At 62.8% G+C, this 22964-nt stretch carries 19 protein-coding genes; 13 read left to right on the forward strand and 6 right to left on the reverse strand.

What is annotated here, in order from left to right; translation table 11 throughout:
- The first annotated feature begins 564 nt into the window (after positions 1–564).
- From D109_RS0122825 to D109_RS0122860, 8 genes are all read left to right on the forward strand, one after another.
- Entirely contained in the window at positions 565–2226 is a 1662-nt protein-coding gene (locus D109_RS0122825) for an ABC transporter substrate-binding protein (RefSeq protein ID WP_026078165.1), read from the forward strand.
- Positions 2223–3203 (forward strand): ABC transporter permease, encoded by a 981-nt coding sequence (locus D109_RS0122830; RefSeq protein WP_026078166.1) that lies wholly within the window; start codon positions 2223–2225, stop codon positions 3201–3203. The genes D109_RS0122825 and D109_RS0122830 overlap by 4 nt, the downstream gene beginning before the upstream one ends.
- Positions 3200–4063 carry an ABC transporter permease gene (locus D109_RS0122835; RefSeq protein ID WP_017478910.1) on the forward strand — a complete coding sequence of 288 codons (864 nt, stop codon included), beginning with the start codon at positions 3200–3202 and terminating at the stop codon, positions 4061–4063. Before D109_RS0122830 ends, D109_RS0122835 begins: the two co-directional genes overlap by 4 nt.
- A complete protein-coding gene (locus D109_RS0122840) occupies positions 4060–5775 on the forward strand; it encodes an ABC transporter ATP-binding protein (RefSeq protein ID WP_017478911.1) in 1716 nt (571 codons plus the stop codon). Before D109_RS0122835 ends, D109_RS0122840 begins: the two co-directional genes overlap by 4 nt.
- 20 nt (positions 5776–5795) lie before the next feature.
- A complete protein-coding gene (locus D109_RS0122845; protein WP_017478912.1) occupies positions 5796–7004 on the forward strand; it encodes an acyl-CoA dehydrogenase family protein in 1209 nt (402 codons plus the stop codon).
- Positions 7001–8440, forward strand: coding sequence for an MFS transporter (locus D109_RS0122850; RefSeq protein WP_026078167.1), 1440 nt, complete (start codon positions 7001–7003; stop codon positions 8438–8440). The genes D109_RS0122845 and D109_RS0122850 overlap by 4 nt, the downstream gene beginning before the upstream one ends.
- Positions 8440–8952: a GNAT family N-acetyltransferase gene (locus D109_RS0122855; protein WP_017478914.1), complete on the forward strand. Its 513-nt coding sequence runs from the start codon at positions 8440–8442 to the stop codon at positions 8950–8952. Before D109_RS0122850 ends, D109_RS0122855 begins: the two co-directional genes overlap by 1 nt.
- Positions 8953–9276: 324 nt before the next feature.
- The gene (locus D109_RS0122860; RefSeq protein ID WP_017478915.1) at positions 9277–11082 is read left to right on the forward strand and encodes an ABC transporter ATP-binding protein; all 1806 of its coding nucleotides are present in this window, start codon (positions 9277–9279) and stop codon (positions 11080–11082) included.
- A 35-nt stretch (positions 11083–11117) separates the two neighbouring features.
- Here D109_RS0122860 and D109_RS0122865 read toward each other — a convergent pair whose 3' ends face one another.
- Together D109_RS0122865 and D109_RS0122870 are read right to left on the reverse strand one after the other, a co-directional pair.
- Complete coding sequence (locus D109_RS0122865) at positions 11118–12206, reverse strand: sigma-54-dependent Fis family transcriptional regulator (RefSeq protein ID WP_017478916.1); 1089 nt, start codon at positions 12204–12206, stop codon at positions 11118–11120.
- 8 nt (positions 12207–12214) lie between these two features.
- Entirely contained in the window at positions 12215–13402 is a 1188-nt protein-coding gene (locus D109_RS0122870; protein WP_026078168.1) for an acyl-CoA dehydrogenase family protein, read from the reverse strand.
- A gap of 412 nt (positions 13403–13814) precedes the next feature.
- On the opposite strand from D109_RS0122870, the gene D109_RS0122875 reads away from it, so the two are divergent.
- Positions 13815–15920, forward strand: coding sequence for a TonB-dependent receptor domain-containing protein (locus tag D109_RS0122875; protein ID WP_017478918.1), 2106 nt, complete (start codon positions 13815–13817; stop codon positions 15918–15920).
- Between the two features lie 144 nt (positions 15921–16064).
- On the opposite strand, the gene D109_RS0122880 is transcribed toward D109_RS0122875, so the two are convergent.
- Positions 16065–16529: a hypothetical protein gene (locus D109_RS0122880; protein ID WP_017478919.1), complete on the reverse strand. Its 465-nt coding sequence runs from the start codon at positions 16527–16529 to the stop codon at positions 16065–16067.
- Positions 16530–16662: 133 nt separating this feature from the next.
- On the opposite strand from D109_RS0122880, the gene D109_RS0122885 reads away from it, so the two are divergent.
- Complete coding sequence (locus tag D109_RS0122885) at positions 16663–17943, forward strand: MFS transporter (protein WP_177325535.1); 1281 nt, start codon at positions 16663–16665, stop codon at positions 17941–17943.
- Here the strand turns inward: D109_RS0122885 and D109_RS0122890 are convergent.
- The 3 genes from D109_RS0122890 to D109_RS0122900 are packed head-to-tail and all read right to left on the reverse strand — an operon-like array spanning position 17935 to position 20332.
- Positions 17935–19476, reverse strand: coding sequence for a cryptochrome/photolyase family protein (locus D109_RS0122890; RefSeq protein ID WP_017478921.1), 1542 nt, complete (start codon positions 19474–19476; stop codon positions 17935–17937). The two genes, D109_RS0122885 and D109_RS0122890, sit on opposite strands and share 9 nt — an antisense overlap.
- Positions 19473–19778, reverse strand: coding sequence for a DUF6482 family protein (locus D109_RS0122895; protein ID WP_017478922.1), 306 nt, complete (start codon positions 19776–19778; stop codon positions 19473–19475). The genes D109_RS0122890 and D109_RS0122895 overlap by 4 nt, the downstream gene beginning before the upstream one ends.
- 17 nt (positions 19779–19795) lie before the next feature.
- The gene (locus D109_RS0122900; protein WP_017478923.1) at positions 19796–20332 is read right to left on the reverse strand and encodes a DUF3833 domain-containing protein; all 537 of its coding nucleotides are present in this window, start codon (positions 20330–20332) and stop codon (positions 19796–19798) included.
- A gap of 292 nt (positions 20333–20624) precedes the next feature.
- Here D109_RS0122900 and D109_RS0122905 point away from each other — a divergent pair, with 292 nt between their 5' ends.
- The 3 genes from D109_RS0122905 to D109_RS0122915 all read left to right on the forward strand — a co-directional run bounded on the left by D109_RS0122905 (position 20625) and on the right by D109_RS0122915 (position 22963).
- Positions 20625–21293, forward strand: coding sequence for a GntR family transcriptional regulator (locus D109_RS0122905; protein ID WP_017478924.1), 669 nt, complete (start codon positions 20625–20627; stop codon positions 21291–21293).
- A 74-nt stretch (positions 21294–21367) separates the two neighbouring features.
- Positions 21368–22174 (forward strand): ABC transporter substrate-binding protein, encoded by an 807-nt coding sequence (locus D109_RS0122910; protein WP_017478925.1) that lies wholly within the window; start codon positions 21368–21370, stop codon positions 22172–22174.
- Positions 22175–22186: 12 nt separating this feature from the next.
- Positions 22187–22963: an amino acid ABC transporter permease gene (locus tag D109_RS0122915; RefSeq protein WP_017478926.1), complete on the forward strand. Its 777-nt coding sequence runs from the start codon at positions 22187–22189 to the stop codon at positions 22961–22963.
- Position 22964 lies beyond the last annotated feature (1 nt).

The raw sequence follows: 22964 nt of genomic DNA on the forward strand, positions 1-22964 counted from the left end.
TACCCAGCGTCATCGTAAACGCCCTCCGCGAGCAAGCCCGCTCCCACATTTGGACCGTGCCCGCTTTAGCTTTTGATTGTGCTGTTGCTCTAAAACACTCAAGCCGGCCGGTAGGCCGCTGTGCTCTTGATCTGCTTTTGATCTTGATCTTAGGCGCCCCGTTAAACCACGCTGGCCGAACGCAGGTTTTGGAGCGTGGGTAACCCGGCAGGACGCCGGGTTAGCCGCGCTGGGCCAAGGATGGCCCATCGCGGCGGCCCACGGTCCAAAGCCGGAGTGAGGGCACCGAGCCTAGGCGAGGAGCCGAGTGGTGGGGCAAGAGCGTTTTGCTTACTTTTGCGCTGTTCAAAAGTGAGCCGCTGTAAGAGCGGAACCATAAGTGGCCGTTACCGCAGCAACGGATATGTACTCCCCCCAAGGCCAGCTGTTGCCTGACCAACACCTCCCACACACATTGTCGTTTTCACCAATCCCCGCAACCCCCAACACCCCCTGTTTACAGGCCCAAAAACCCGGCATGCCTTGTGCAATGACCCAGTTCCCGGACTTTAGGCCTGACCTATCATGCAAGAACCCGCCCCTTACCCGCGACGATCCAGCCCGTTGCTCCTCATCGGCACCGCCACACTCTGCAGCCTGCTGCTCGGCTGCGGCCAAGGCAGCTCCACCGTCACCCGCAGTGACCAACCCGTAAAGGGCGGCACCCTGGTCTACGCCACCGACCGCGAACCCACCTGCCTCGACCCCCACGTGGCCGGCGACATGCCCCAGGTGTTCGTCGCCCAGCAATACCTCGACTCCCTGGTCTCAATGGACACCGACGGCCGCATCGGCCCCTGGCTCGCCAAGACCTGGGAAGTCTCCCCCGACGGCCTGACCTACACCTTCCACCTGCGCAACGACGTGCACTTCACCGACGGCACCCCGTTCAACGCCGCAGCGGTCAAGGCCAACCTCGACCACATGGCCAACCCCAAGACCCAATCCAGCACCGCAGGCGGCTACATCCGCCAATACCGCAGCACCGACGTGCTCGACGAATACACCGCAGTGGTGCACCTCGCCACGCCTTACGCCGCGTTCCTGGAAGTGTTGGCCCAAGGCTTCCTCGGCATCGAGTCCCCCACCGCACTGCTGCGCTCACGCGACGTGAACTGCGAAAGCCCGGTCGGCAGCGGCCCGTTCAAGGTCGTGCGCTGGGACCGCCAAAGCCAGGTCGAACTGGTGCGCAACCCCGACTACAACTGGGCCCCACCCACCGCCAAACACCAAGGCCCGGCCTGGCTCGACCGGATCGTCTGGAAGTTCATCCAGGAACCTTCCGTACGCTTCGCCTCGTTGCAGGCCGGCGAGGTCGACGTGATCGAAGCCTTGCCCCCCGAATCCCACGAGGCCGCGCGACGCAATCCGGACCTGACCCTGTTGATCGCCCAACGCCCCGGCAACCCCACCAACGGCACGCTGAACATCACCCGTGCGCCGTTCGATGACCTGCGGGTGCGCGAAGCCTTCGTGCGCAGTTCCGACATCGAGGGCGCGTTGAAGAGCGTGTACTTCAATGAGTTCCCCCGCGCCGGTGGGCCGTTGAGCCCGGCCACGCGCTTCTACAGCCCGGAGTTCCAGCACGCCCAGGATTACGACCCGGCCCGTGCCGCGCAGTTGCTCGACCAAGCCGGCTGGACCCAGCGCGACAGCGAGGGCTACCGCATCAAGGACGGCAGGCGCCTGCAAGTCCACGTGGTGATGGGCAACCGCACGCCGCCGTCGGAATACACCTTGTGGGAGCAGGTACAGGCCACCACCCGGCAGGTCGGCTTCGAGCTGATCGTCGACCAGATGAGTGACGTGCAGGCCACCAAACGCCAGGCCGACTGGGACTACGACATTCGCCTCGGCTACTGGAACACCAACACCGCCGACGTGCTGCGGATCATCTTTGGCAGCGAGTTCATCCGTCCGGCAGGCGTCGGGGGTTACCACCAGAACACCGCCGGCTTCAGTGATCCGGCCTTCGACACGCTGATCCAGCAGGCCCTCACCACCCAGGACAGCGAGCAGCGCCGGGCCTTGTATTACCAGGCGCAGAAAATCGCTTCCAGCCAGTACCTGCAACTGACCACCTACCCGCAAAGCACGCGGCTGGGTATCTACAAGACCACCCAGGGCGTGCGGCTGGAGCCGTCGCTGGCGGTGACGTATCTCTATGACGCATGGGTGAACAAATGAGCCGTCCATCACTTGCCAACCCACGCCACGAGCGCCTGGCCCGGCTCGGCAAACGTGCGCTGTGGCGCCTTGCCGGCGGTGTGCTGGTGCTGTGGGCGGTGGCCACGCTGACCTTCTTTGCCTTGCGCCTGATGCCCGGTGATCCGGTGCTGGCGATCCTCGGCGGCCCGAGTGGCAACCCCACCGCTGAGACCATCGCTGAAGCCACCCGCGAATACGGTCTCGACAAGCCTCTGGCGGTGCAATACGCGCTGTACCTCGGGCGGTTGGTGCAGGGTGACCTGGGGGTTTCCTATTCCCAGCACCTGCCGGTGACCCGCGTCCTCGCGGAGCAATCCTGGCCGACTCTTGAACTGACCCTGACCTCTCTCGCGCTGGCCTGGGTTCTGGTGCTGGCGCTGACGGTGCTGACGGCGGGGCGCCGGCGCTGGGTGGCCAGCCTGGCCTCGTTGGCCGAAACTCTGGCCGCCGCGTTGCCGCACTTCTGGCTGGGGATTCTGTTGCTGGCGGTGTTTGCGTTCGGCCTGCGGCTGTTCCCGCCGGCGGGCAGCGATGGCTGGCGCACCCTGGTGTTGCCGTCGTTCGCCCTGGCGATTCCGCTGGCGGGGTTTATCGCTCAGGTCACCCGCGAATCCCTGGACCTGACCCTTGATCAACCCTTCATCCTGACCGCCCGAACCCGTGGCTTGAGTGACTTCAACGTGCGCTTCAAGCACGCGCTGCGCCATGCCGTATTGCCGGGGATTTCGCTGTCGGGCTGGGCCATCGGCGCGCTGATCAGCGGCGCGGTGGTGATCGAAGTGATTTTTTCCCGCAAGGGCCTCGGCCGCCAGTTGTACCAGGCGGTGCAGGCACAGGACCTGCCGCTGACCATCGGCATCAGCCTGGTGGTCGCCGCCGGTTACGTGCTCGCCAATATTCTGGTCGACCTGCTGTACCTGTGGGTCGACCCTCGCCAACAGGAGCTTCCAGCATGAGCGGCCTGACCCTGGAAACACCGCTGCCCGCGCTGCGGATTCAGCGCACCACTGGCACCCTGCGCCTCGGCCCGCTGTTGGCGATTACCTTTCTGCTGCTGGTGATTGTCGCGGCGCTGGTACCGCAGTTGTTCGCCTACAGTGACCCGCTGGCCATCGTGCCCCGCGATGCGTTTCATTCGCCGAGCCTGGCCCACTGGTTCGGCACCGATCAGTCGGGGCGGGATATTTTTTCGCGGGTGATTTATGGCACTCGCCAGTCGTTGTTTATCGGCCTGGCAGCCACGGCGATTGCCATGAGCATCGCCATCGTTCTGGGTCTGCTGGGCGGCCTTGGCGGCGCGCGGGTGGACCGCGGCGTGGGTTGGTTGCTGGAAGTGCTGTTTGCGTTTCCGAGCCTGATTCTGGCGCTGTTGTTCGTGGCGATTTTCGGCAGCGGCATCGGCCCGCTGATCGTCGCCACCGGGCTTGGCAGTGCACCGGGTTATGCACGGATGGTCCGTGGCCAGGTGCTGGCGGTGCGTAACGCGGGCTACATCGAAGCCGCTCGGGCGCTCGGGCATCCGCCGCTGCGCATCATCCTGCGCCAGTTGCTGCCGAACGCCATGCGCCCGCTGATCGTGACCCTGACCATGGGCGTGGGCCAGGCGATTGTCTGGGCCTCTGCCCTGAGCTTTCTCGGCCTGGGCGCCCGCCCGCCGGCGCCGGAGTGGGGGACCATGTTGTCCATGGGCCGCGACTTTATCGCCAACGCCTGGTGGCTGACGTTCTTCCCCGGCCTGTTCATCGTCCTCACCACCCTGTCGACCACGGTCACTGGCCGTTACCTGCAACAACGCCTGGAGGGCCGTCTTTCATGAGCGACCAGAAACGCTTGATCGTTGAAGGCCTGTCCATCGAGTTTGCCGGGCAGTCTGTCGTGCGCAATCTGTCTTTCACCCTGGAACCGGGCAAGACCTTGGCGCTGGTGGGTGAATCCGGTTCCGGCAAAAGCGTCACCGCCCGCAGTCTGATCGGCCTCGCAGGTGCCGGTGCCAAGGTCACCGCACGTACCTTGAGCTATGACGGTGTGGATTTGCTGAGCCTTTCGGAGCGTGGCTGGCGCCGCTTGCGGGGCAATGGCATCGGCTTCGTGTTGCAGGACGCGCTGGTGTCCCTCGACCCGTTGCGGCCGGTGGGCAAGGAGATTCTTGAGGTGCTGGAGACCCATCGCTGGGGCGACAGTCGCAGCCGTGGCGAAAGGGTCATCGAACTGCTGGACCTGGTGGGCGTACCCGAACCGCAACTGCGTGCCCGCCAACGTCCTGATCAACTCTCCGGCGGCCTGCGCCAGCGTGCGCTGATAGCCAGTGCACTGGCGTTGAACCCCGGCCTGGTGATCGCTGATGAACCCACCACCGCGCTGGATGCCACGGTGCAGGCGCAGATCCTGCAGGTGTTGCAGCAGATCAAGGCCCGTGGCGATTCGCTGCTGATCATCAGTCATGACCTGGCGGTGGTCGCGCAATTGGCGGATGAGGTGCTGGTGCTGCGCCACGGTGAAGTGGTGGAGCAGGGCCCGATGGACCAAGTGTTGCTCAACCCTCGCCACGCCTACACGCGCTCGCTGCTGGACGCGGTGCCCGCCGAACATGCCCGTGGCACACGGCTGTCGCCGGAACGCGGCAATGCTGTCGCGCAACCACGGCCGGGGCCGGATTCGCCGGTGTTGCTCAAGGCTTCCGGCCTGGGCAAGCGCTACGTTGGCCCCGATCAACAGTCGCGCCAGGTGGTGGATAACGTCAGCTTCGAGCTGCGCGCCGGTCGCACCCTGGGCATCGTCGGCGAATCCGGCTCGGGCAAAACCACGGTGGCGCGTATCGCCCTCGGGCTGCTGCAACCGGATGCCGGCGAGGTGCGTTTTCTCGATCAGCCATGGGCAGCTGCAGGCGCCGAACGGGTCGAGGAGAAGACCCGGCGCCTGCATCGCCGCGACATCAGCGTGATCTATCAGGACCCGCTGAGTTCGTTCGACCCGCGCTGGACGGTGGGGCAGATCCTCAGTGATGCGCTGGACGTTGCCGGTATCGACGCCGAGCAACAGGCGGCCCGCGTGACACAGTTGCTTGACCAGGTGCGCCTGGCGCCGCAGTTGGCCGAACGCCGGCCGTTGCAACTGTCGGGCGGGCAGCGCCAGCGCGTGGCGATTGCGCGGGCGATTGCCAGCAACCCCAAGGTGATTATCTGTGACGAGCCGGTGTCGGCGCTGGACGTGTCGGTGCAGGCCCAGGTCCTGGATTTGCTGGCCGACCTGCAAGCCTCGCTGGGCCTGGCCTACCTGTTTATTTCCCACGACCTCGGGGTGATCCGCCACGTCAGCGACGAGGTGCTGGTGATGCGCCACGGCCAGGTGGTGGAAAGCGCCAGCGTCGAGACGTTGTTCGAATCCCCCCAACACGAATACACCCAACGCCTGTTGGGCGCAGTGCCGCGCCTGCCCGGCAGCGGTACGCAGCTGGTGGTGCCGGCCCTGGAGCCGGAAAACCCCGGCTGGCTGTTTGATGAATCGCGCCTGTGGAAAATCGCCATCTAGACCTGAATCAAGGAAGTGCCATGAGCAAGTTGTCTGCTGTACCCACGCCGCCGGTTGTGACGGTGGCCGAACTGAACGCCCGTGCCGATCGCATCTTGCCGCAGATTGCCGCCGGCGCTGCGCAACGTGAGCGTGACCGCCAACTGCCCTATGAGGCCGTGGCGCAGATCGCCAAGGCCGGGTTGTTTACCGTGCGGATTCCCAAGCGGTTTGGCGGCGCCGGTGGGACGGTCAAGGACGTGATTGCCTTGCTGATTCGCATCGCCTCGGCCGACTCCAACGTGGCCCAGGCCCTGCGTCCCGGTTTCGGGTTTGTCGAAGGCCTGCTGGCGTCCCGCGCTGAGGGGGCAGAGGAGGAGCGCGAGCGTTGGTTCGGGCGCTACCTGCAAGGCGCCGTGATCGGCAATGCCGGTTGGGAAGTCGGTGGCGCCAACGGTTCCATCAGCGCGCGCATCGTGGGTGACGGCGAGCACTTTCGCGCTTCCGGTAGCAAGTACTACAGCACCGGTTCGTTGTATGCCGATTGGGTCAGCGCCGTCGCCCTGGACGAGAATGACCAGCCCGTATCGTTCATCCTGCCCCGCGACCGCCAGGGCCTGGAGTTGCTGGATGATTTCGACGCCATGGGCCAGCGCCTGACCGCCAGTGGCACCACCCACCTGCATGATGTGCAGGTGTTGGCCAGTGAGATCCGCACCCGCACCGTCGAGGAGGGCAAGCGCACGATTGTCACGCCGTTCCTGCAAGTGTTCCTCGCGGCGGTGCAGGCGGGTATTGCGCGCAATGCGCTGAACGATGCGGTGAGCTTTGCCAAGGAGCATGCACGGCCGATCAAGCACAGCAGCGCCACGCGTTCGGTGGACGACCCGTACGTGGAACTGAGCGTGGGCGACGTTTCGGCCCGGGCCTTTACCGCCGAAGCGGTGGTGCTGCACGCGGCGGACGCCATCGACCGCGCCTGGGCTGCCGATCTTGAGGCGGTGGCCGTCGACCAGGCGGCAGTGGATGTGGCCCAGGCGCAATACATCGCGGCGGAATCGGCGCTCAAGGCCGCCGAACTGGTGTTCGACGTCGGTGGCGCTTCTACCACCGGCCGCGCGCATAACCTGGACCGGCACTGGCGCAACGCACGCACCGTGGCCAACCACAATCCCCGGCACTGGAAAGCCGCGGCCGTGGGCGCCTGGCAACTCAAGGGCACGCCGCCTCCGACCTCGGGGCTGTTTTGAACAAAGCCCTCGACCTTTCACACCCCTTGGGCGACGTGGGCACCGGGCACGCGCGCCGGGTGCCGATGATCATCGGCTGTGCGCTGTTCATGGAACTGATCGACGCCACGGCAGTGCTTACCGCGCTGCCGCAGATGGCCCAGGATTTCGGCGAACCGAGCGTGCGCATGAACCTGGTGGTGTCGCTGTACCTGCTGGCGGTGGCGCTGTTCGTGCCGGTCAGCGGCTGGGCGGCCGACCGGTTCGGGCCGCGTCGGGTGTTTATCAGCGCCATCGTGCTGTTCACCCTGGCGTCGGTGGCCTGTGCCTGCTCGGGCTCGCTGCTGCAGTTGTCCCTGGCGCGTCTGGCCCAGGGGGCTTCGGGCGCGATGATGGTGCCGGTGGGGCAGGTGATCCTGCTGCGCTGGTCGGCGCGGGAAAACCTGCTGCGCGCCATGTCGTACCTGACGGTCGCGGCGCTGGTAGGGCCGTTGCTGGGGCCGCCGTTGGGCGGGCTGCTGGTGACGGTGCTGTCGTGGCACTGGATCTTCCTGATCAACCTGCCGATCGGCGTGCTCGGGGTGATCCTGGTGCTGCGCTACATCCCGGACTACTCCGGGACGCCCGGCCAGCCATTGGACGTTCCCGGCCTGTTGCTCAGCGGTGTGGCATTGGGCGGGCTGGTGTTCGGTTTCGAGGTGCTGGGCCACGGCCTGTTGCCGCGCCAGTGGGCGTTGCTGCTGATTGGCGGCGGGCTGTTCAGTGCCTGGCTGTATGTCCGGCATGCACGGCGCACGGCGCACCCGTTGATCGATTTTTCGTTGTTGAACATACCGACCTTCGCGGTGAGCTTCTGGGGCGGCAACCTGATGCGCATCGGCAGTGCGTCACAGCCGTTTTTGCTGGTGCTGCTGTTTCAGCTGTGTTTCGGGCTTAACCCGTTGCAGGCTGGGCTGCTGAGTGTGGCCGGTGGTGTGGGCGCGTTCCTGATGAAGATGCTGGCGGTGCGGATCGTCAGTCGCTTCGGTTTCCGCCGCACCTTGATCAGCAATGCCGTGCTCACAGGTGCGACCCTCCTGGCGTGCAGCCTGTTCGAGGTATCAACGCCTTACTGGATTGTAATACTGGTGTTATTTGGCAGCGGGATCATTCGCTCGCTGCAATTCAGCACCCTGGGGGCACTGACCTATGCCGACGTGCCACCGGAGCAATCCAGCCGCGCCAGCAGCCTGTCGGCGATGACCATTCAACTGACCTTGAGTTTGTCGGTGGGCATCGCGGCGGGCCTGCTCGGCTTGATCATGGCCATGCGCGGGCATGCCACGGTCGAGCAGAGTGATATCGCCTGGATCATGGTGGGGGCCGGATTGCTGTGTGGATTATCGGGGCTGGTTTATCGCAGGCTGTCGCCGCAGGCGGGCTCGGCGATTTATGCAAAACGCGCAGAGGGAATTTGATGATTCGGGCAGCACGTATCGAAGACGCGGGTGACATTGCCTGGGTGCATATTCGCAGTTGGCAGCAGGCTTATCGTGAGCTGATGCCGGCGGATTACCTGGCTTCGCTGGAGGCGACCCAGCCCAGGCGCGAAGCCTTTTGGCGGCAGTCGATTGAGCAGGGAAACGAAGCTGTGTTTGTCGCACAGATCGAGGGGCGTATGGTGGGCTGGATTGTCGTCAGCCCGAGCCGTGATGAGGATGCTGACCCAGGCGTAATCGGTGAAGTGCAGGCGCTGTATGTGCTGGCCGAGCACTGGGGAATCGGAGTGGGCAGGGCGCTGTGGCTCAGGGGGCTGGAACATCTCGCGAGTCTGGGCCTGGAGACGGCGACGTTGTGGGTACTGGCTGAGAACCGGCGGGCAGTGCGCTTTTACCAAAACGCAGGATGGATAGCGCAGCCCGAATCAAGCCGCACCCTTACCCGGGGCGGTTGTGAGTTGGAGGAAATCCGCTACCAATCCCAAAAGTGACGCTGAACCTGTGGCGAGGGAGCTTGCTCCCGCTGGCCTGCGCAGCGGCCTCAAAATCCTGGGAGCGCTTCGCACTCCAGCGGGAGCAAGCTCCCTCGCCACAGGGGAATGTTTGTCTGTTTCATGGGGCACAGGTGCTGTCTATTGAGATCGTTCCCACGCTCTGCGTGGGAATGCCGCTCTGGACGCTCTGCGTCCGCTCTTAAAATCGTGACGCAGAGCGTTACCGGATGCATTCCCACGCAGAGCGTGGGAACGATCACACTCACCATTTTTGCCTGAAAGCTGCGCGGCCACAGGCGTCATTCAGGAATGTCATTGGCCATGAGCTCGTCTTTTTCATTGTTTCGCACCTGGAATGTCCAGCACTTGCCGTCGACGCCGGCGGCGTTTGTGCGGCATTTCATCGGTCATTTCAAAGGGTGGTACCTGGCGATCCTGCTGCTGCAGATTGCTGCCGTGGTGTGTTCGATCCTGATTCCCTGGGGCCTTGGGCAAATCACCCGCACCGTCAGCAATGGGCTGGAGGCGGAGCGTGCGTTCGAAGTGCTGCGCTGGCCGTTGACGCTGTTCGCCATACTGCTTGTGTGCGAGGTGTTATTTACCCGCGCGGCAGCGGGCTGCCATATCCACGTGTTGCCGTTGCAGCGGCGAACGGTGACCCACGTGGTGTTCGCCTACCTGCAACAGCATTCCCATCGCTTTATCAGCAACGAATTCGCCGGCGCCCTGGCGCACCGGGTGTCTGAGGTGACCCTTGGGGTGAACCAGACCCTGAGCATCCTGCTGTTCGACCTGATCCCGCTGCTGGTGACGCTGAGCCTGGCCACGGCCTTGCTATGGACCGCTTCGCCGCTGCTGGCGCTGTTCATGGCCGGCTGGTCGGTGGTGTTCATCGCCATCTGTTACCTGCTCGCACGGCGCAGTCATCCGCTGGCCCAGCAGTATTCGGCAGCGCGCAGCACCAGTACCGGCAAAGTGGTGGACGCCGTGTCCAACCTGGCCAATATCCGCCTGTTTGCGCGGCATGCGTTCGAGCACAGTTACCTGGGCACCTTCCTCGACAAGGAGGTGACGGCGGCTTATCGGTCCCTCGGCTATATGGAGCGCATCCGCTGGTTCCAGGCCAGCTGTGGCGTGGTGCTCAAGCTGGGCCTGTTGCTGCTCGCCCTGTACTTGTGGCGCAGTCACCGCATCGATATTGCGGCGTTTGTGATGTCCACCAGCCTGTCGTTGTTGATCATCAGTGACGTGGGCAACCTGTCGCGACGCTTTCTCGAATTTTTCGAAGCCACCGGCAACATTGCCAACGGCGTGCGCACCTTGATTCGCCCCCATGAAGTCATCGACCAACCTGGCGCCAAGGCGCTGATGGTCAAGCGCGGCGATATCGAGTTTCGCGACGTGGGCTTCAGCTACAGCGCCGGACGGCCGATTTTCGAACACCTGAATATCGTCATCCCCGCTGGCCAGAAAGTTGGTCTGGTAGGCGCTTCCGGTTCCGGTAAATCGACACTGTTGAGCTTGCTGCTGCGCCTCTACGACGTCCAGCAAGGCCAGGTGCTGGTGGACGGCAAGGACGTGCGCGACGTCACCCAACATTCGCTGCACCAGCAGATCGGCCTGATTCCCCAGGAGCCGGGCCTGTTCCACCGCAGCATTCGCGAAAACATCCATTACGGCCGCCTGGATGCCTCGATGGACGAAGTCGCCGAGGCGATCCACCGCGCCGGCGCCAGTGAGTTTATCGACAGCATGGAGCACGGCTACGAATCGCTGGTGGGCGAGCGTGGGGTCAAGTTGTCCGGCGGCCAGCGCCAGCGCATTGCAATCGCCCGGGTGTTGCTGAAGAACGCGCCGATCCTGGTGATGGACGAAGCCACTTCCAGCCTGGACTCGATCACCGAGCGCTTTATCCAGGACAAGCTCGACGAAATCATGGAAGACAAGACCGTGCTGGTGGTGGCGCACCGGCTGTCCACCGTGGCCCATCTGGACCGGATCCTGGTGTTCGACAATGGCCGGGTAATCGAGGACGGCAGCCACGAACAGTTGCTGCGCCAGGGCGGGCAATATGCGCGGTTGTGGAGTCGCCAGTTCAGCGATGCGCTGGATGACGTCGCGCTGTGATCAGGCGGCGTACCGGGTACGCCGCGCAGTGCAGTTCAGATCGACAGGTGCAGCACCCGCTCGTCCTTGGCGCCGGCCAGCGGGCGGCGCTTGTTGACCTTCAGTTCCCCCAGGTTGATCAGCAAGGTGCGGGTCACGTTGCGGCTCAGCCCCAGCAATTCGGCGGTGTGCACCTGGTTGTGGTGGCACAGCCGGTAGGCGGCGGTCAGCAGGCTGCGTTCCACCTGTTCGTGGAGGTTGTCGATCTGTTCCTCGAACAGGCGCTGGAAGGCCAGGTCGAGCAGGTCGTGGGCGGTGGTGCTGTCTTCCTGGCGTTCGATACGCAGGTTGGACATGCGCAGGTCATCGGCCTGGATCACGCCGTCACGGCAGATCAGCAGGGTGTGGTGGATGACGTTTTCCAGCTCGCGAATATTTCCCGGCCAACTGTAGGTGGCCAGCCGTTGCTCGGCGTCCTTGCTCAGGATCACCTCGCCGTACCCCGGGCGGCGGGTGTAGGTGTCGATGAAATACTGCACCAGCGGCAGGATATCGCCGGGGCGGTCCCGCAGCGGGCTGAGTTCCAGGTTGACCACGTTGAGGCGGTAGAACAGGTCCTCGCGAAAATGCCCGGCGTTGATGGCTTTTTCCAGCTGCACGTTGGTCGCCGCCAGCACCCGCACATTGATCGGTATGCTTTTGCGCGAACCCAGGCGCACCACTTCACGTTCCTGCAACACCCGCAGCATCTTGACCTGGATCGACATCGGCAGGTCGCCGATTTCATCGAGGAACAGCGTGCCGCCGTTGGCTTCTTCAAACCAGCCAGCCTTGGCGCTGAGGGCGCCGGTGAACGCGCCTTTCTCGTGGCCGAACAGCTCGGCCTCCACCAATGACTCGGAGAACGCTCCGCAATTCACCGCCACGAATGGCTGTTCCTTGCGGCCGCTGAGGTTGTGGATATGCCGAGCCACCAGCTCTTTGCCGGTGCCGGTTTCGCCGATGATCAGCACGCTGGCTTCGCTGGGCGCGACTTGTTGCACATGCTTGAGCAAGGCCTTGGACCTGGGGTCTTCAAATACCTGGGCGGTGGCGCGGATGGAAGTGGCAAGGGCGGGCGAGGGCGGTAGGGTCAGCAGTTGCATGGCAATCTCTACGAATAGAACGTCGGGATGGGCGGGGTACCGTTCAGTGCCCATTCGCCCAGTTCATGAAGCTTGTAGTCCAGCGGGTCATGCAGGCTCTGGGTGCGCAAGTTGCGCCAGTGCCTGTCGAGGGCCACCGAGGCGTTGGTCGCCCGCGCGCCGGTGACCTCGAAGACCTTGCTACACAACTCCAGGCCGTTGCGGCTGGCGGCGACTTTGGCGGTGGCAATGGCAATCGCAGCTGTGCCGCGTTCCTCGCTGGTCAGGGCCGAGCCCTTGGCCCATGCCGCGTCCAATACCTCACCGGCGCGCTCCACCAACAGGCGGGTGCTTTGCAGCGCCACCCAGAAGTCGCCGTAGTGGCTGAGGATGTAAGGGTCCTGGGTGCTGTGGCTGGCGCTGGAACGGAACCATGGGCGGGCTTCTTCCAGGGTGTATTGGCGTGCTTCTTCGAATGCGCCCTCGGCGATGCCGAGGAAGATATTCGCGAAGTGCAGTTGCGCAATCAGCGGGCGCAGGCAGGCGAACGGCGTGCTCAACGGCCCCGGGTCCAGCAGCAGGTCGGACTCTTCCACGCGTACGCGCTTGAAGGTCACGCTGCCGCTGTCGGTCTGGCGCTGGCCCATGTTGTTCCAGTCGTTGTGCAGGATGATCCCGCTGCGGGCGCTGGGAATCGCCGCGATCAGCAACTTGCCGCCGGCGCTTTCATCGATGGCCGAGGCGATCAGCATCTCCGAGTCGTTGGCCCCGGAGCAGAAGTTCTTCTGTCCCGAGAATTCCCGCCAACCCGTGTGGCGCTTGACCACCGTGCGGGTGTCCAGCGGGTTCAGGGTGTTGCCCCAGAACCAGTTGTTGCTCGCCGTCAGGCTGAACCAGGTTTGCCATTGTGCGGGCGTGGCGAACAACCGGACGGTGGCAAGCATCAGGTGATGAAAGCCGAATACGTGGGCGATGGAGCTGTCGACCCGGGCGAACTCGCGCACCACCTCGAAGGTTTCCGACCAGTTGGCGTCCAGCCCGCCGAATTGCCCAGGGATGCTCAGGGACAGCAGGCCGCTGCTGCGCAGCTTGTCGCGTTCGGCTTTGGGCGTGCCGCCGCTGGCATCGCGGTCGACGGCGGTGCGGGCAAATTCGCTTGCCAAGTCACGGGCAATCTCCTGCGGCGTCCTGCGGGTGCAGAGTAAGTTGGCCGTCACGTGAATACCCCATTTAATTAATTTCCCTGAGCGTTGGGTAGAGCAAGACTCATACCAAGTAATAGAGCGTGGGTAACTTGCGTTTTCTGATGAGGGTGTAGGCGCGAAGAGTGCCGGATACGCAACTTTTGTTGGTCCGCTGTTGGGATTCGAACAGTTGCGACCGAGGCCTTTAGGACGGGGGTTTGGTTATGCTTTTATCGATTAAACATATAATTAAATCTGTGTTTTAAGCATTGTTGTGAAACGAACATTTCACCAGCAAAGTGTTGCGCCTGTGGCGATTAAACAGAGCTGTGGGCCCGTGTTTATTGATGTTTTGACGTGGCACGAACCCTGCAAGGTTGAAAGCAGAGCGCGACTATACAAATAGATGCTCCAACTAATTAGAGACCCCAGGAGTATTTAATCCATGCGGCAACTGTTTGAACCACGCGCTCGTCGTTTTGAGTCACTGGCCACCGCGTCCAGCCTTGGCGTGCTGTTGATGTTGATACACGGCGCGGCCTTTGCCGCCCAGGCCGATCCGACCCTGGCCACGGTGGTGGTCACCGGTGCCGAAGCCACCGAAGCGCAAAAGGCCGAGACGCAGCTGGCCAAGGTGCCCGGCAAAACTGCGGTGATCGACAACCGCAAGATCGAGCAGGGCCGGGCGGCGAATGCCGAGGACGTGCTGGCGTTGCAGCCGGGAGTCTTCGCTCAGGCCACCAGCGGTTCGGGTGCCAACAAGATTTCGATCCGTGGTTCGGGCCTCAACACCTTCTACCAAGGCTATGTGCTGGGGATCAAATTCCTCTATGACGGCCTGCCATTGACCGGCCCGGGCGGCACCCAGGAAGACATGCTGGACATGGCCTCCGTGGACCACACCGAGGTGCTCTACGGCGCCAACGCTTTCCGTTATTCGGCATTATCCCTGGGCGGCGCGATCAACTTCGTGAGCAAGACCGGCCGCACCGATCCGGGCAATTACGCACGCTTTGAAGCCGGCAGCTTCGGCTACCGCAAGCAGCAACTGAGCACCGGTGGTGTAGAGGGCGACAACGACTACTACGTCAGCATCCAGCACAACGAGCGGGATGGTTATCAGGACAACACGCCGAACAAGGGACAGGGGATCGTCGCCAACTTCGGCCACGTATTCAGCCCGCAACTGGAGACGCGCTTCTACATTCGCTACAAGGAAGAGACCCTGAGCCAGGGCAACACCCTGACCAAATACCAGCTCAAGCACGACCCTACGAGCAACCTCGTGCCCATCGGGCGCAAGAAGGACGGCTCGACCCTGCTTGGCAGCACCACCACCTACACCTTCGACGACAATGCCAAGCTCGAAGTCGGCCTGGGCTACAACGACTACCCGCTGGACAACGGCTGGCGTTACTCGCCAACACCCCAGGAATGGCGCTCCCAGGACGTCAACCTGACCCTGCGCTACCTGCGCACCGCCGACACCTTCTTCGGCCTGCGCAGCGACAGCAGCGTGACCTTCAGCAACACCCTGGCGTACCTCGCCGATGTGAAGTCCCACAGCAAGGCCACCGGTATAACCCAGCAGAAAACCAACTACACCGGCTCCCGGGACACGGTGTTCTCCCTCGGCAACGAACTGCAACTGAACGACCGTACGTGGCTGTCCACCGGGCTGTCGCTGATTGATATCAAGCGCAAGGCGCAGATCGAGTACACCACCGGCACCAATACCAGCGCATTCCCCAGTGGCGTCGAATACGACGAGACCGACGTCGCCCCGCGCATTGGCCTGCGCTACCAGCTGACCCCGGAATTCGATGTGTTCGGCAACGTCAGCCGCTCCGTAGATCCACCGGTCACCTGGCAGTTGGGCAGCACCGGCACGCCCTACATCCGTGATGTGCGGCCGCAAAAAGCCAACACCGTGGAGTTCGGTATTCGTGGCGGCCACGGCATCTTCGACGGCAGCCTGACGGTCTACCGGTCGTGGGTGCAGAAAGAACTGTTGTCGGTGGTGGTGCGCCAGGCAACCGCTACCCAGGACCAGTTGGTTGCTACCTCCAACGGCAGCGCAACCATTCACCAGGGCATCGAGGCCGGCTTGAATGCGCAACTGTGGGACGGCGGCAATGGCGACACCTTGACCTTGCGCCAGGCCTACACCTTCAACGACTTCCACTACCGCAATGATGGGGTGTTCGGCGACAACCAGTTGCCGGGCTTGCCGCGTCAGGTGTACCAGGCGGAGCTGGAATATCGCCAGGGCAGCGGTTTCTATGCGCAGCTCAATGCCCGGGCGGCGTCCAGCTACTACGTGGATTTTGCCAACTCCTTGAGTGCGCCGTCCTACACATTGTGGGGGGCCAAGGTGGGCTACGAGGCCCCGAGCAAGAAGTGGGAGGTGTTCGTCGACGCGCGCAACCTGACCAACAAGCGCTACGCCACGGCCACCAACACCGCGTATGACGCCAAGGGCCAGGACTCGGCCAACTTCTATGTGGGGGATGCGTTCAACGTGACCACGGGGGTGGCGTTTCACTTCTGACCGTGACAGATCGTTCCCACGCTCGGCGTGGGAATGCCGCGTTGGACGCTCTGCGTCCAGCCGTCGATGCGAGAGGTGATGGTGACGCAGAGCGTCACGGTATGCATTCCCACGCGGAGCGTGGGAACGATCATTTCGAGGAACCTAGTTCTGCGGCCGCTGCTTGGTCGAATCCAGCTCGGCCTTTTTGCCGGTGCTGATCTCGGTGATCAGCGCCGACTTGGCGATTGCAAAGTCAAAGGTGTCCTGCATCTTGGCGATTGCATCAGTCGCCGTGCCGTTCAGGCCGCCGTTGGCCGCCCAATCGAAGTTCCACACCCCGGACAGGTTATCGGCACCCGCCACGTCATGGGTTTCGATGGCGGTGAACACGTCGGGGTGGCGTTCCATGTACTGGGCCGCAGCGCTCACATCGGCGGGCACCTTGCCCGAGGCATTGCTGGCCAACTGTGAAAGCTCTTGCTTGGTAATCGCCGACTTGCCCGACTGGCGCATGTAATCGGCGATCACCTTGCTCGACTTGGAAATATTCAACTTGTCGTCAAATACCGACGGCGAGGCTTTTTGAGTGGTCGGTCCGCCACCGGCGGGTGTTACGGTAGTAGACATCGGCGCTGCTCCCTCAATGGATTGGATGACATCGAAGCCGACGTTAGCATGGGCAATTGGCCATTTATCGTCGGCTTCACAACAATTCGCAGCGGCCGGAAAATTTCACAGCGTTTCGCACAGGGAAGGGATGGTGTTCAGGACGAATCAAGGGCAAAGCCGGTTTGCCGGTTTTTTCATCAGCCGCAATTTTTCACTTTTATGGCTGGGCCAGGCGCTCTCGTCCTTCGGCGAGTTCGTGCTGGAGAGCACGATCATCGTCTGGCTGGTGACCGATCTGTTCCGCGACAGCGCCTTTCTACCCAGCGCCGTGGGCCTGGCGGTGGCGGCCTCGGCGATCCCGCGGGTGCTGGTGGCGCCATTGGCGGGTGCCTGGGTCGACCGCCTGCCTGCGCTCTACGTGATGATCACGGCTGATGCTACCCGGGTGATCAACTTCCTGATCTTTATCCTGATCTATTCGCTGTCCAGCCTCGATCAGATGCAAGTGTTCGCCGGCGTGCTGTTGTTGCTGGTGATGAACAGCAGCGCCGCGCAGTTCTTCAACCCGTCCCGGCAGGCGGTCATGCAAGTGATCATTCCCGCTGAGCGGCGGGTGGAAGCGTCGGCCAAGACGATGTTTTCCCTCACGGGTATTTCGGTACTTTCCGCTTCCGTGGGCCCGGCGCTGTTTGTGTGGGTGGGGCCGATCTGGGCGTTGCTGATCAATGTGCTGGCGTTCAGCTGTTCAGCACTATGTATCCTGGCCACCCGAGATTTAGGGGCTGCATTGCCCGCAGAGCGCGCCTCATTCTGGCGTGGACTCTTGGCCGGCCTGCGGTTTTCCTGGGGGCATCCATCGATTCGAACCCTGCTGACCGGCGTGGCGTTATATGGCTTTTCCGTCGGTATCAACAACGTCGTCCTGTCGTTGTATGCCTTCAAAACGTTGGGCCTGAACCCGCGTGAATATGGCCTGGTACTCGCCGCATTCCCCGTCGGCGGGCTGGTGGCGGCCTTTCTCGTTCGGCCGCTGTTGAAGGCCTTGAGCATTCGACGCGCGTTCACCGTGGCGCTGTTGTGCCTGGGGTTTAGCTACCTGGGCTATGCGTTGCATCCGCCGTTTTACCTGGCCTGGGGGCTGATGTTCTGCTGCGGGCTGTGCTTTTCGGTGTTTGCCATGGTACAGGGGCCGATGCTGCAAGAGGCCGTGCCGGCAGGCTATATGGGCCGAGTCTCCGCGACCGTGACGCCGGTGCTGGCCATTGCCTCGCTGACCGGCACCCTGGTGTGTTCCCAGACGCTCAGCCTCGTGCAAGGCGTGGATGTGTACGGCGGCTACATCGTTATCGCGGCGAGCCTGCTGCTGGCGGGAGGTGGATTGATGCTGCTCGGTCAGCGTGCCGGCAAACACCAAGTCGCCCGCTCAAAGTGACTCGCCCGCATCCAGCTTCGCCAGCAGCCTCTGGCCCCGTTCCCACAGCGCGTCCTGTTTGGCTTCAGGCATCCGGTCGAGATTCTTGTAAAGCATGGCCATGCGCTGATTGCCCCGCAGCAGGTCGCCGTGGCGCATCAGGAAGTGCCAGTAAAGCGCATTGAACGGGCAGGCGTTGTCAGCGGTACTTTCAGTGACTTTGTACGCACAGTCGCGGCAGTAGTCCGACATGCGCTTTATATATTGGCCACTGGCACAGTAAGGTTTGGAACCCAGGTAGCCGCCATCGGCGTGCATCACCATGCCCAAGGTGTTGGGGAGCTCGACCCAGTCGAAAGCATCCATGTAGATCGCCAGGTACCACTCGCCTATCTGGCTGGGCACGATGCCGGCCAGCAGGGCGAAATTGCCGGTGACCATCAGCCGCTGGATGTGATGGGCATAGGCATGTTTCAGGCTCTGGCCGATCGCCTGGCGCATGCAGTTCATTTGCGTCTCGCCCGTCCAGTAGAACTCCGGCAGCGGACGGCTGTTGCCGAATGCATTGCCAGCGGCGTAGTCCGGCATCTTCAGCCAGTACACGCCGCGTACGTATTCACGCCAGCCAATCAGTTGGCGGATAAACCCTTCGGCGGCATTCAGCCCGATGCTGCCCGACCAATAGGCCGCCTCCACGTCACTGCACAGCTGGCGCAGGTCCAGCAGGCCGATGTTCAGCGCCGCACTGATACGGGCGTGAAACAGGAACGGCTCGTCGCTGGCCATGGCGTCCTGGTAGTCGCCGAACCCGGCCAGGCCGTAATCCAGAAAGTAATCCCACAACGCCTGGGCGTCGGCGTGGGTCACCGGGTAATCGAAGGTGTCCAGGTCGCCGTAGTGGCTGCTGAAGTGTTTACGTACCAGCGCCAGCACTTCCTGGGTGATGGAGTCCGAGGCAAAGCGCGCCGGGTAGGGCGCTTTGGTTCCCTTGGGCAGCGCCTTGCGGTTGTCCGCATCAAAGTTCCAGGCACCGCCGACCGGGGTGCCGTCACCGTTGAGCAATAGCCCGCTCTTGCGGCGCATCTCCCGGTAGAAGAACTCCATGCGCAGCTGTTTTTTGCCGCTGGCCCAAGTAGCGAACTCGTCACGGCTGCACAGGAAACGGCTGTCGGCATGCCACTGGATCGGCAAGCCGCAGTCTTTCAGGGATTGTTCCAGGCGCCAGTCGCCGCATTCGGTCAGGTGCAGTTCCTGTGGCTGCATCAGCGATTGCCAGCGCCCTAGCTCGCCGGGTACCGAGCCGGTGTTTTGCGGGTCGTCCAGGGCGACGTACTGCACCCGGATACCACGCTTCTGCAACGCCTGGGCAAAGTGGCGCATGGCGCTGAAGATCAGGACGATTTTTTGCGGATGGTGGGGCACATGGCTGGCTTCCTCCATCACCTCCACCATCAAGACGGCATCGTGCTGGCTGTCCAGCCCCTCCAAGGAGGCCAGGTCAAAGGACAACTGATCGCCCAGCACCAGGCACAGGTTTCTAACGGCCTTGGTCACCAGGGCGCTTCCAGTGAAAATGGCGTTCGCAGTGCCTCAATGGGCCCTTCACGCCGGCCGCACATTTCATCATGGACGCACTGATGCACCAGGGTGCAGGGAAACGCCGGGACTGACTGCAACACGTCACGCAGGTGATTGACGGAACGAAAGCGCATGGGCTTTGCGGCCGCGTCCAGCAAGGTGAACTGGCCGTGGTCCAGCCGGACGCGCGCCAGATAGAAACCGCCTTCCAGGGAGAGCAGTTCCATTTCACGCACGTCGCCTTGGGTGGCCAGTTGGGTCAGGGTTTGCAGGTTCATGATTCACTCCTTGCCGGTCAGGGTTGCGAAGACTGGCGACGAAAGAACAGCGTCACCTGACCCACGTCGACCCCCAGCTTGGACATGCTGGAGCGATTGATCAGCGTGTCTTCGTCCATCAGGTACATCCAGTCGTCGAGGCTGACTTCGTAGACGGAGCCGTCAACCGGCAGGCTCAGCACGTAACGCCAGCGCAACGCGTTGCCGGCCACTTCGCCCTTGGCCTCACCGACCACGTCGTCGGCGCGGCCGCGCCAGTGGTTCGGGCCATCGGGGGTCAGGGTCCAGACGCGCCGCTGGCGAGTGCCATCGCTGTAGAGAAAGCGTTCGTCGAGAATCAGGTTTTCACCCTCGCGGCGGCTGGCGATATTCACCTCGAAACGCTTGGCCACTTCACCCGAGCGTTTCTCGAATATGCCCCAGGCCTTGACGGGCTTGCTGAAGAAGCTCACCAGGTCCAGTTGGGGCTGCTGGTCGGCATAGTGTTTTACATCCACGCTGCCACAACTGCTCAGGCCCAGCACCAGGGCCAGCGAAACCAATAGACGGGTCATTGCGGTTCTCCCAGAGAGGGCTTGATACAACTGATACTTGTACAAAATAATAAAATTGTACAGGTATTTAGAAAGGTACCAGGATGTTACTGGCTACCGGCCTGCCCACTTATGGGCCGTTACTTGAACCTTTTGGTAGCACTTTCCTGCGGCATTGCGGCGTGCGCAGGTCAATGCCACTCACCAACTCCATCTGAATCAATTACTTGAAGCACTAACCGCGAACCTGGCATGCAAACTGCTTTTTTGTATTCGTAGATAATTGGATACAAAAATTCAAAAGGTGCTGCCGATGCAATTCGCTCCCGCTTATGTAGAACGCCAGCCGCTGACCGCCGAGGAGGAGGCCTACGCCTTCCTGCTGGACGCGATTTGCAGTGGCCGCTACCGCAAGGGTGACCGGTTGATCGCCGAGGACATCGCCAGCGAGATCGGCATGAGCCGTATGCCGGTGCGCGAAGCCTTCCGCCGCCTCGACGCCCAGGGCCTGGTGACCCTGCGGCCTAACCGCGGGGCGATTGTCAGTGGCCTGGATATCGAGGAGTTGCACGAAGTCTTCGAGATGCGCAGCGCCCTCGAAGGCCTGGCGGTGCGTGTGGCGGTGGGGCGGATTGGCGAGCGCCAGTTGGCCGCGCTGGAGCGGCAGCTGGACGAGATGGACGACTACCGCGACGACAGTGCCGAGTGGGTCAGCCGCCACCGCGCCTTTCACGAATACCTGTGCAGCCTCAGCGGCCGCCCGCGCCTGATGAAGCAGATCTCGGCGCTGTACTCGCTGGTGGAGGCGCCCATGCGCCTGTGGCTGCAGCACGGCGACAAACCCCTCAGCGCCCGCCAGGAGCATGCGGTGATCCTCGATGCGATTCGCGCCGGTGATGCCGACCGCGCCGAAGCCGTGGTGCGCGAGCACATCGAAGGCACCGTGCCGGCGCTGATTCAGTTCCAGCAAACGGAAAAATAGAAGCGGGTACAAACCCGCCCGTGTTTTGACTTTGAGTCCTGCCCCCGTTGTCCAACGAACTGGAGTGTCTGGTCATGCATAAACGTCACGCCTTGCTGGTCGCCCTATCCCTGGGCCTCTGCACACAAGGGGCCTTTGCTGCGCCCCAAGTGCCGGAGCGCCTGCAGAAGGTCGACAAACTGGTGTACTGCTCGGGGATGGATTCACCGCCCCTGGTGTCCTTCGATGAAGCGCAGAAACCCCGGGGACTGACCGTCGACCTGGGCCTGGAAATCGCCAAGCGCCTGGGAGGCAAGCAGGTGCAATGGCGGGTGATTCCGTTCTCCGGGCTGGTGCCAGCGCTGCTGGCCCAGCAGTGCGACATGATCGTCGAACAGCTGTTCGACAAGCCCGAGCGGCGGCAAGTGATCGACATCGTCAACTACATGTATTCCAGCCAGTCGGTGGTGGTGCCCAAGGGCAACCCCAAGGGCATCCAGGCGCTGGATGACCTGTCCGGGCACAAGGTCGCGGTGCTCAACGGTTCCACCATCAAGACCCTGCTCGACGCCCAGAACGACAGCCTGGCCAAGGCCGGCAAGCCACCGATGAAACTGGTGGTGTACAACACCGACACCGACGCCTTCCAGGCCCTGCGCATCAACCAGGTGGACGCCTATGGCACCACCGTGGAAACCGCCGGGTACTACGCGGCAATGGCCCCGGAACTGTTCCAGGAAGGCGTGCCGGCGTTCAGCCGGATCCTCACCGGCCTGGGCATTCGCAAGGACGATCCGCAGCTCAGCGCCGCCGTGCAGCAAGTGGTCAGCGACATGCGCAGCGACGGCAGCTACGTCCAGTTGCTGGACAAGTGGCATGTCAGCAGCGACACACTCGACTGAGGCAAACCTGCGATGAATTTCAATTGGGATGTGTTCTGGCAGTACCTGCTGCAGCCCAGCGGGGTGTACCTGACCGGGCTCTGGCTGACGTGTCTGATCGCGGTGTCGGCGATGCTGCTGGGCTGTGTGCTGGGGCTGGCGGCGGCGTTGTTGCGGTTGTCGAAAAACCCGCTGCTGCACCTGCCGGTGCGTTTTTATGTGTGGTTGATGCGTGGTACGCCGTTGCTGGTGCAGATCGTGTTCCTGTACACGGCGCTGGCGGCGGGGGGGATTTTTCGTTTCGAGGATATCGACCTGTTCGGGCTGGTGGTCCCCGGGAATATCCAGGCAGCAATCATCGCCCTGGGCCTGAATGAAGGCGCCTATATGGCGGAGATCATCCGGGCCGGCATCGGCGCGGTGGACAAGGGCCAATACGAAGCCGGGCGCTCACTGGGCATGGGCTTCGCCAAGTTGATGCGGCGCATCGTGCTGCCCCAGGCGTTCCGGGTGATCGTCCCGCCGCTGGGCAACGAGTTCAACGTGATGCTCAAGAACACCACCCTGGTGAGTGTGATCGGCGTGCAGGAGCTGTTGCTCAGCACCCAGATGGTCACCTCGGCGACGTTCCGGGTGTTTGAGTTGTACCTGGTGGTCGCCATCTACTTCCTGTTGTTGACCACGCTCTGGGGCTTTTTCCAGCGCTGGCTGGAGGCGCGCTTCGGCCAGTCGGACCGGCCTTCGTCACCGCCGCCGGCCTCCAGCCGGATGTTCGGTCGCAGCACCCTGAAATTGCTGAGGGGACGCTAAC

This window comes from Pseudomonas sp. PAMC 26793, assembly GCF_000313235.1.
Taxonomy (GTDB): domain Bacteria; phylum Pseudomonadota; class Gammaproteobacteria; order Pseudomonadales; family Pseudomonadaceae; genus Aquipseudomonas; species Aquipseudomonas yamanorum.